The 11,843-nt window shown below is 60.1% G+C and carries 1 protein-coding gene (running past one end of the window); it reads left to right on the top strand.

The window, feature by feature from the left end:
• Positions 1-11,843: part of an S-layer family protein coding region (locus BUE18_RS28120; RefSeq protein WP_073478746.1), annotated on the top strand (this coding region is incomplete at both ends). Its footprint extends 23,610 nt past the window's final position; the window shows 11,843 of its 35,453 annotated nt.

The raw sequence follows: 11,843 nt of genomic DNA, 5'->3' as shown, positions 1-11,843 counted from the left end.
ATCGTCCTGGAAGCCACCAATAATATTACGGTGGAAAACCTGAGCGACGACACCCTGTCGCTTCAGACCACCGGAGCCAAGTCTCTCACCATGACCGCGGATGCGGATAACGACGGCGGCGGCGCCATCACCTTCATCGGGGCCCCCGGCGATACGGTCGTGACCCAGGGCGGAGACATGTTCTTCAACGCCGGCGACGGCATGACCCTGGCCAAGCTGGACACCAACGGCGGCGACGTGACCGCTACTATCAACAACGCAGGCACAGGCACCGGCAACCTGGACATCTACGGCATCACCACCGACGGCGGCGATGTGAACATGACCAACTCCCATGGAATCGCCGGGACAGCCGTGGGCAACCTCCTGGTGCGCGGGGACATTGACACCTCAAACGCCACGGTTACCGGCGGCGATGTGAACCTGAGCGCCACCAACGACCTGACCCAGATTGAAGGCGCCACCATCGTAACCGGCGGCGGAAACGTGACCATGTCGGCGGACTCGGACGGAGACGCTTCCGGCGTTTTAACCATCTCGGGCAAGGCCGGCGTGAACAATATTGACACCCGGGCCGTGGGCGGGCTTGCGGACGGCGATGCGGACGTTTCCGCGGCCCAGTTCGTCATGGGCACGGGCTTCATTCAATTGGGCACGGGGACCATGACGATCCTGAGTTCCTCCCAGGGAACCATCGGCGTGGGCTCGGGCGCGGGCGCCTTGAACATCGCGGGCGCCGCTCTTCAGCGGATCAACGCCGACACCATCGAGATCGGCTCCCTGGCCGGCGGCGCCGTGAATGTGGACTCCACGGCGAATTTGAGCGGCCAGAATATTGAAGTCTATTCCAGCACGGATATCACCGTGGGCGACATCCGTTTGGGCGCCACCGGTGTAGCCACTTTGGAGAGCGCCGGCGGCGCCGTGGTTGACGACGGCGGCGTCGGCGGGGGCGGCACATACATCCAGGCCGGCTCCTTGAACATTACGGCCAACAGCGTGGGCGGCTCGGGCACGGGCAATGCGGCCCTGGACATTGACATCGCCTCCGGCGTCAATGTGGTCAACGTAACGGCCGCCACCGGCGGCATTTACCTGCGTGACGTGGGCACGGGCAATGTGTCCTTGAGTAATTTCAACCTGGCCACCAGCTCCGGTTCCCAAACCGTGTCCATCACGGCGGCCAGCGGCTCCATCCTGGCTAACAGCGCTGCTTTTGATACCAACATCGGCGATGACAACATCTATCTGACGACTGAAAACGGCACGGCCGCCAAGGATATTGTTTTCACACAAGCCGTCGAGACTACGGGCGACGTCTACTTGAAGAGCGTGGGCGACGTGCACGACTCCGGCTTATTGGCCATGGTTTCTGCGGACTACCTGGAAATTGACGCCGTGGAAGGCGTGGGTACGGGCAGCACAGGCGCCGGTCCGTTCAACGTGGACGTGAACTCCCTCAAGGCCATGTCCGAAAACGCCATCTACATCCGTGAAGAAAACGGCCTGGACGTAATAGGCTTGGAAACCACTGACAATTCCGGCGACATTTGGCTCTCTTCCGGAACGGGCGGCGCCGTGACCATCACGGCGGCTGGCGCCGGCGGCTCCGGCGTTACCGCCGATCAAGCCGGAACCATTGTCATCATCTCCGAAGATAATATTTTAGTCAATAGCGACGTAGTTTCCGGCAACGGCGACATCACCCTGACCGCTGACAGCGCCATTATAATGGAGGCCAGAATCACCACGGCCCAGACAGGCGCGGTTGATGCGGATGTGTATCTGACCGCGGACGCTGACAATGATAACGATGGCAATATTGTCTGGTTCGGCGGCTGGATTACTGCCGATTACCTTAGGGCTTCAGCAGGGCACGGCATCATGGTATTAACTGTCGTGAACACCGTGGACGCTGACAACCATGGTAGTAGCGGTGTGATTGCTGTTTTTAATTACAGCACTGATTTGACCGTGGGCAGCACAGCAGCCATCGCCAATAAATCAGGCAGTATATATATAGACACCAACGGTTCAATGACCATAGCGAAGGATGTGTTGGCCGGCGCCAATGGAGACGTTCGGCTGGAGACCCAAGGCGCAGATGGATCGGTAACCATCAACGACGGCGTCACCATACAAGGCGGTGTGGGCGGCAACGGCGGCGTGACCGTTATATCCGACGGCTTTTCCTTTGGAACCGGCGCCCAAACCGGGCAGATCAAAGCCAACGGCTCCGGCGACATCCATATTTATCCCCAGACCACTACCTATAACATGGGCGTGAACGACGCGGCCTTTGGCGCCAACAACGGAGGCGCCAGTGTGTTCAATGTCACCTCCGCCATGGCGGCGAATAATTTTGTCTTGGGGACTGGCGAACTGATCATCGGCGACGCCTCCATAACCGGCGGCATGAGCGTAGGCGCGGACGGCTCCTTTTCCATCAATGCAAACCTGGCCCTGATCAACAGCGGCTCCTTTGAGTTCAACGCCCTTTCCGGGGTGACGGACATCGACGCCGGGACCAATGACGTGCGGATTGTTACGGGCGACCTTTCCGAGGGACAAAGCCTTGGGACGGCTGCGGACGTCATCGCTCAGAACCTGACCATGACCTCCACCAGCGGAATCGGAAACGCTGCTTCCGGGGCCATTGATGTTAATGTCGATTACGTGAACGCCACAGCAGTCAACGGAAACATCTACTTGCGGGACGCCAACGGAACCGGCAGCCTTACCGTGGATGCAAAGACTTCCGGGAACGGAGTAATTGACGTCCGGGGCAGTTCTGAAGTCCTTATTCTGAATGATGTTCAAACCACCAACGGCGCCATTACCGCCATAAACAACGCCAACAACATTATTGCAAGCAACGTGGTCTCCGGCAATAACGGAACCATCACCCTGACCACCACCGGTTCTGCCGGGGATATTTATCTGGACTACGTGAATGCGGGTGCAGGCCTCGTGGATATCGACGCGGGCACCGGCGGGACGGCGGGTGCGGTCTTGAACGCGGACGCGGACGGAACTGCGGACATCGTTGCGGGAAGCGCCCAGATTAACGCCGTGACAGGCGTGGGCCAGGCTGCAGGCAACGGCCCCATTGACGTGAACGCTGACGCCATTTCCATTTCCAACACCGGCTCCGGCGGAGTCTATCTGGACATTATGGATTCCAACGCCAACGGCGCCACTGTCACCATCAATTCCGACGGCGCGGGCGACGTGCAGGTCACGGCCGGCACGGCTGCGGGAACCATTGCTTACAAAAGCGTGGACGCGGAAAACGGTAACATCAACCTGTCCTCCCGCTGGACCATCAACCTTGGCGCCACGGGCAATATCGTTTCCGACTCCGCTATTGTAGGCGGCAGCCACGATATTACCGTTACCTCCACCATGGCCAGCGTCGTCTTCACCAACCAGGTGATTTCCGACGATGACGTCACCATTACGGCGGCCGGGCTCATCTATGACAATGCCAACGACAATGTGGCGGATATCATCGCCGATCAGGTCACCCTCCAGGGCCTGCAAATCGGTCTGGCCACCGGCAATTCCACTGTGGACGTGGACGTCAATGAAGTGGTTCTGGCCAGAACCACCAACGGACCCATTTTCATGAATATTATGGACTCCGATAATTCCAACGTGATGATAACCAAGGTTGACGCAAATGGGCCAGGTCGCATCCGGTTGGAATCCACCATCGGCTCCGGCACATTCACATATAAGAGTGTGGATACGGAAAGCGGAACCATAAGCATAGACAGCTCCGGCTCCAATATGATCCTGGGCTCGGGAACAGGCGTTATCATAGCCGATTCGGCCGTGGCGGGGAGCGATTGGGTTCAGATCAGGAACTTCGCGGGTAACATCACCATCAATACCCAGGTCCGGTCCGACGGTTCAGCGCTATTGGCTGCGAGTGCAGCCGCCATCATCGACAATGCCAGCGACGGGGTTGCGGACATAGTGGCCGCGAGGGGCAGTGTTTATGGAGCCACGGGTGTTGGTTCTGTCGCAAATACCCTGGATATGGATGTGGACGTGGTGATCCAGGCGCTGGCCGACACCAACGGAATTTTCCTGAACATTGACTCGGATCACACAAGCACCGGCAATGTGACCGTCCAGAGTGTGGACTCACGCAGTACCGGTGATGTGAGCATCGAATCCACCTCAGGCACGGGCAAGGTCATTTACACCAATGTGGACGCCAACAGCGGATCCATAACCATCACTTCCGACCTGGGCGATATTGACGCGCGCAGCGTGGCCTCCGACACGGGCGGCGCAGGAACCAATGACGTCACCATCACGGCGACGGCTGGTGAAATATGGCTGGGCAGCGTTTCCTCGGACCATGACGTATTCATCACCGCTCATACCAACGTCAATGACGACGACGACAGCATCAGCGGGTACACGGAAGTGTCTGCCGGACACGATATAAGCATCACTGCGGGAACAGCGCTTTCCGCCGGTTATATCGGCCGCGCTACCGCTATAGACATGACCGATCCGGCTCAATTGGCCGAGGCCGTGGACATCAACCCCGGCGCGGGAACCGTCACTCTCACATCACAGTCCGGGAACATTCAGATTTACCAGGACGGCAGCATGTCCGTGAACGCCCTGCCCACCATCAACGGGGCGGGCGGCAACCAGATTCTTTTGGCTGCAGGAGACGCACTGACCGTCACGGGCGGCTTTACGGATAACAACGCCAACAGCATTGCCTTGGGCGCCCTATCCGGCGACCTGACCATCAATGCCAACCAGACCGTCCAGGCCTCCACCGGCAGCGTCAAGCTGTATGCGGCGGGCGCCACGGGCGGCGGCGACGGCTATGACGTGGTGTTCAGCGGCGCCACGGCTGCGTCCGCAGCCCAGGTCGTTGCAGGCATAGACGTGTATGTCCAGTCCGAATCCGGCCAGATTCTTTCCGCAGGAACTGGAACAAACATCACCGGCGGCGCAGGCGCAACCAATACGGCGGTGATCACCGCAGGCTCGGGCATTGGAACAGGCGCAGGCGCCGGCGCCGTGGAAGTGGACGCGTCCGTGATCGACGCCGAGACCTCCACCGGCGGCATATACTTTATTACTAGCGGCGCAGGCGGGCTAGTCATTGACGCCGACGCGACCACGTCCGGCGATATTGACATAGACGCTCAGGGAAATGAAAACGTCACCCTCAATAACGTGGACGCGGCCGACGGCTCCGTGACTCTGGATATTGCAGGTGCGGGCGACGCAATCATCAATTACGTGATCTCCGATTCCACGGCTGCGGGAACCCATGACGTCGCCATTTCCACCACTAACGGCGACATCCGTTTTACCCAAACTGGCGCCACAGGCATTATTTCAGACGATCTGGTCACCCTGACGGCTGGCAATGGTTCGATTGTAGGAGACGCAGGCACGGCTTCCACGGATGTCATTGCATCCAGATTGGTCATGGTGGCAAGCGGAGACATTGGCGCTTCGGGGACCGGCTATCTGCAAACCCAGGTTTCCAACGTGGAAGCCCTGTTTGGGGCCGGCGGGCCTGCTACAGCAGGCATCTGGCTGGACAACAACGGCGCCCTTGCCATAGGCGGGGCGACCGGCGGAACAGCGGTGATAGGCATCCAGGGAAGCTCAGTAACGGATTCCAACATTTCCGTCAGTGCGGATTCCGTGGTCTTATCTGAAAGCGTTTTTGCACGCGATAAAAATGGACTAGGTCCGGCAGCGCCTGTCGCCGGAGACGCCAGCGTGACGATTACTACTGACAATGCTGCAGGCATAACGGTTAATGCAGGTCAGGCTGTTTTGGCCTCCGGCTCCGTTTCGTCCACTGTGACGCTAAACGCCGGAACCCACGCCAGCGCCGATGTGGTCATCAACGGCACGGTCCAGGCCGGCGACAACGCTACTCCCTCGGGCGCGGCCACTGTGGATATCGACGCTGTGGACGCTGTTACCGTGGGGCCTGCGGCAACCATCCAGGCGTTAGCAGGGTCAGGCACGGGCTCCATTTCCATGCTCGTGGGCGGAACGCTAACGGTGAACGGCGCCATGCTGGCGACCAGCACGGGCGACAAGGCCGTGGTCAACGCCAGCGTGGGCGGAGACATCGACGTTAACGCCACTATCACCGGCACGGGCGCGGGCACGGCAAACAATTCCGAAGTTGCGTTGGTCGCCGATGGAGACATTACGATTGACGCCGCGGTTTCCATCGAAAATTCCGAGGGCAATGCAGTCCTGGTGGTGCGATCCGACAGCGGAAGCGTGACCCTGGACGGAACCGGCGATTTGACGGCCGTGGGCGGCGCTTCGGGTTTTGCCATAGTTCGAATCCTCGCTGACGACAACGTGTATATCGACACCCAGATTCAAGCGGAAACAACAAGCCACACCGGCAACAGTGCATGGGTGTACATAGGGAAAACAGACGACCGGATAGGCGGCAGCGTTACATTGGGCTCCAACGCGGACATCATGGCTTATGGGGGGGAAGGGGCTGCCAGGATTGAAATCCGGTCCTCGGGCGACATTACAGTGGACGACGCCGTGACGATCCAGGCCGACGCCGGCCTAATCGCAACCGGAGGAAACAATGCGGAGATTTATATCCGTTCCTACACGGGGTCGGTGACCATTGAGGATGGGACAGGCGCAGGCTCCATCAAGGCGGTTGCCGGAGATTTTTGGGCCAATTTCGGTTCGGCCGCCGTGAACATCCAGGCCGCCGATGACGTGACGTTGAATAATGATGTCATCGCAACCGCCCACGCCCTGACGGCGGAAATTGAAATTCTCGCAGGCGGGAACGTCACCGTGGACGCCTTGCTGGATGCATCGATCGATGTGTCTACCGGTACGGGCCATGATGCTGTCGTAAACATTGGAACAGGCGGAAGCCCCGTCGGCGGAACCATCACCTTGGGTTCCAACGCAGACATCCAGGCGGTGGCCGGGGGCGCCCTTAATAACGCTGATGTGGGCCTGTACGCCAATGGGAACGTCAGCGTGAACGGCGCCGTGGACATCCTGGCCGACACCGACGCCAACGGCGGGGTTGATGCAGCCATTACGATTCAATCCGACGCAGGCGGCGTGACCATAGGAACCGGGACGGGCTCCATCAAGGCCGACGGCGAAGAAGGCGCCACGGTCACGATTGACGCCGCAGCTTCGGTAACCGTAGGCTCCAGCGCCACAGTGAAAGCGGAAGCCGGGGGCGCTACCGGCGATACGGCAGCAGTCAATATTTACGCCGGGAGTGACGTGCTGTTGAATAACGCCACCGTGACCGCCGCGGGCGGCGCCAGCGGGTCGGGCGTGGTCAACATCGGCGGGCCGGGCGCCAATCGCATTGGCGGCGATGTGGACATTATTGGCGGCGGCGGTGTCATTGCAAGCGCCGGGATCAATGGCAATTCCGACCTCAATATTTTTGCGGTAGGAGACGTGAACGTCAACCAAGCCTCTGTGCAATCCATAGCAGGCGGCAATGCGACCTTAGATATCGGCTCCTCCGCGGCTTCCGGCCTTATCGGCGGCAGCGTGGACATTGAAGGGGCATTGGTGATGGTCGGCGGCACGGGAGCCGTCGCCAACGTCAATGTGTATGCGTACCACGACATCTCTGTAGGCGCGGCTTTACTCACCAACCTCACCGCCATCGGCCAGAGTGCAAACGTCGCCATAAGTGGAGAAGACGTTTTTCTCGGAGGCTCCGCCTCGGTGCTCAATTATCAGGCTATGGGCAATTCAGGGGCCGCCTCCACCACCGTTTCCGCCACGGGAAGCACGGGAGTTGTAATTGGTGTAGGTGCGGTAATAAACAACACCGGGCAGAACAGTTCGCAAGTCACTTTGGACGCCACGGCCAATGGCGGCGACATTTCTGTATACGGCCGAGCCCTTGCATTTGGCGGCAATACCGCTGTCATAACGCTTAATTCCGTGGACAACGTGACAGTGGACAAGGTCGGCTCCATAGGCGGCTCCATGCTTGCCAACGCCGTGAATCTGGGCTCCGTGGACATCAACGCCGGGGGCGACGTGGTCATTGGCTCCGCAGGAAGCACAAAGGTGCAGGCCGTGTCAAATACCGGCGCCGCCACTGTGCATATTGACAGCACAGGCGGGACTTCCGGCGTTTCCCTGGGCGCTCCGGGCTCCGTGTTGGGAACAGGCGCAACAGGCGCTTTAGTGGAAGTGCATACGGACAAAAACGTCGTGGTGGACGGCGTCGTGACCGCCGACTCCTCCAGCGGAGCGGCGCAGCTTAAAATTGGAACGACCGGGTCCGCCGTAGGCGGTTCCGTAGTCATCAACAAGGGGGCCGCGGTCAGCGCTACGGGCTGGCACAGCGCCTCAACATTGCTGCATGTAGTGGCTGACGGAGACATCTCCATCGACGCGCCCGTTTCCGTAACTGACAATATTGGCGCGGCAACCATGCAAATTCAGTCCAATTCAGGCGGAATCACCATCAGCGACGACGTGGGCGGAACCGCTTCCAGCGGCGAAATTACGGCCACAGCCGGCAGCCTTTCGGGAAATGCTGCGATAACCATTCAGGCCCTTGGGGCGGGCCTGGCCGCCGGGGACGTTAATCTGGCGGGCGACGCGGGCGTCACGGCCACGGGTCCCTCCGGCTCCGCAAGTATTACGATTAAATCCAGCAGCGGCAATGTATACATTGACCAGGCGGGCCTGGCCGGCGTAGCCGGCGACATCCTGGCCGTTTCCAACGCCGTCGGCAGCGGAAACGCCTCCGTGGACATCGAGGCCAAAAAGAACGTGGTCATCAAGTCCAACGTCACGGCCAGGGCGGGCTCCAACTCCGCCGCCGCCGTTGACATCAAGGCGGGCTCCGACGTCACCATCAGCGCCTCGGGCGCCGCCGGGAATGCGGCCCTGATTTATGCGGACGCCGCTGCCAGCTTTGGGTCCAACGCTACGGTGAATATTGAAGCCGGAACCGCGGCGGTCAACGGCGACGTGACCATTGGCTACTGGGGGGACGTTCAGGCTTATGCCGGAAGCGCCAGCGGCTCCGGCGCAATCAATATCAGGGGCGATGCCGTGGACGTGGCGGGTCCGGTTCGAATTCGGGCTACGGGGAGCAGCGGGACCACCAGCATATCCATCACGTCCAACACCGGCGCTATTACCATTGACGGCTCCGGCAGCGACAATGCCGGGATTATCTATAGCTCTGTTGGCTCTTTCGGCAGCCTGGCATCCGTGACCCTGGATGCGGCAACCAGCCTGACCGTCAATAATAATATCGATGTGGACGGCAGCGGGTCGGCGAATGCGACCGTTACATTGTACGCAAGGAGCGGCGATATCTCCGTAGGCGACCCGGGCGGTGCAGCCGGCAGCTATACGGCCAACATAACCGCGGACGGATCCGCCAGCTATGGGGGCACGGCGACTGCCAGCATCGAAATCAAAATTCTTGGCGCCAACCCGGGCAATGACATCATCCTGGGAACCGCCGCCGACGTATCCGCCCAAGGCTATAACGCCGACGTAGACATTGTCGGCGACAACGTAACCATCTCCGGCGGCACGGACATTGATGCAACCGGCGGCTCCGATGGCAACGCCGACGTGTTGATTCAGGCCATGGAGGGCTACCTGTATGTAGACGGGTTGTTGAATCTGGCTGGCACAGCCTGGACGGCTACGGGAGCGGCTTCGATAGATGCCTCCGCCGGCGGCAGCGGAGGCAATGCGCAGGTGACCTTGCAAGCCGCGGCCGGCAGCGCGGGCGACCTCGTTCTCAACGCCAACGTCACGGCCACGGCTGCAAACAGCGGCAATGCGGGCATTGATGTCATCGCCGGGGGCGATGTGCGCATCGGCGACGGCGCCGGCGGCAATTACGCGGCCAACATTTTCGCCGACGCGTCAAGCGCCATCATCGCTACGGTAAATATTGGAGAAGCAGGGACGGGAATCCCGGTTGGAGGAAACATTTATCTAGGCGCCGGCGCGGCCTCTGTCAGGGCTGCGGGCGGCTCGGGCAATGGCGATGTTTCCATAGTAGGCGACTCCGTTACTTCGGAAGACGGCGTGGCCATCCAGGCTTCCGGGTCCTTTGGCGTTTCCTCTGTTCTCATTGAGAGCACCGACGCCGCGGCAGGCGAGATCCAACTCGGAAACGGCGCTATTACAGCCGCTAATAATAATTCGGGCTCTGCAACCGTCACAATTGCAGGCGCTGGAACGGGAAGCAATCAGGTGAAAATCGGCGGCGCCGTGACAGCCTCCGCCAACAGCGGAGACGCCTCCATAGACATCAGTTCCCAAGGTAATGGGTTCGGCTCTTCCTCTAAATGGGCGATTCATGTGATTGGCGACCTCACGGCCCGGAATCTGGCCGCCGGATCTTACGCCGACGTAACCATCAATTCCCAGGGGGCCGCCGGGGCAGTGGTCATTGACGGCGCTATTCTGGGATCTTCCTCCACCGGGAACGGCGTTATAGATATTGACTCCAACCGGGGAACCATGGAGCTTAACGGCGCCATCACCGGCAACTTTGGGTCTTATGGCCAGGTCGATATCGACACCAACGTGGGCAACGGCGCTTCCATCTACCTGAATAATGCCATTGCATTGAACGAATCCACCACGGGAGCGACCTCCTACATTTCGCTCAAGGCCGGCGATCATATTTTCATGGCCGCTGGCGGCGACATCATTGTCAACGCCAGTGCGGGCACGGGCAACGTGGCCGTTTCTCTTCTGGCTGATCAGACGGCGGGCAACAACGGCCGTATCACAATGGCGGACGGCGCCGTGGTGGATGCAGGCTCCGGCCTTATAACCATGAGTGCTGCGGGTAATATCACTCTCGGCCAGGTAATTACCACCTTAACAGGCGGCGTGGCCGTTGACATCGATTCCACGGAACTGGGACTGTATGATGCGGGCAACGCAGCAGGCCCCAACGGATGGACCGAAGACATCATCGCCAACGGAGCCGGCGCCATCGTTTCCATCAACACCGCCCAGACCCAGGGCACCGGCTCTAACGCCATAGAGACCAAGATTGCCATCCTGGATTCCTATCTGGGCTCCAACGGCAACATTACCATCGCAGAGACCGACGGACTGACCCTGAGGGACGTGGAAAACGCGGGGACAGCTTTTGGCAATATCACCATCACATCCGCCGCAGGCGACATCCTGGTGGATTCCGTAAAATCCACGAATGGCGACATCACCCTCGCCGCGTTGGCGGGCAGCATCCTGGAAGCCAACGCGGACGTGGATTACGACATCATCACAGCCAACGGCACGGCTACGCTTTCGGCCACAGGCAGCATCGGCGCCAGCGGAGCGGCTATTGAAACCCAAATCGCCGTGCTTAATGCCGACAGCTCTGTCGCAGGCAACATCTACCTGGATGAGTACGATGGCATTGACTACGCCAATGTGGACACCGCCAGCGGCGACATTTTCCTGACCTACGGCAACGGCGCCACCGGAACCGCCACGGCCACAGCCGTGGACGCCCAGGACGGCTTTGTGACTATCACGGGCGCGGGGGATTTGATTGCAACGCATGTTTACGCCCTGGAAAATACGGCGGTGGGCTCTTACGACGTCACCCTGACTTCCAACACCGGCGACGTCACTTTGGGCAGCGTAAAGGCCGACTACGACGCCATTGTCACGGCTGCTGGAACCGGCGCGGGCACGGGCAACGTGGTTGACGACGGAGACGGGCTCAACGGCGCCGCCTACACCCAGGTGGAAGCCGGGCACGACATTTCCATCACCGCATCGGGCGCGTCCGGGTTTATCGGCTC

This window comes from Desulfatibacillum alkenivorans DSM 16219 (genome assembly GCF_900142135.1).
Classification (GTDB): Bacteria; Desulfobacterota; Desulfobacteria; order Desulfobacterales; family Desulfatibacillaceae; genus Desulfatibacillum; species Desulfatibacillum alkenivorans.
This window is presented reverse-complemented; position numbering and strand designations above follow the sequence as displayed.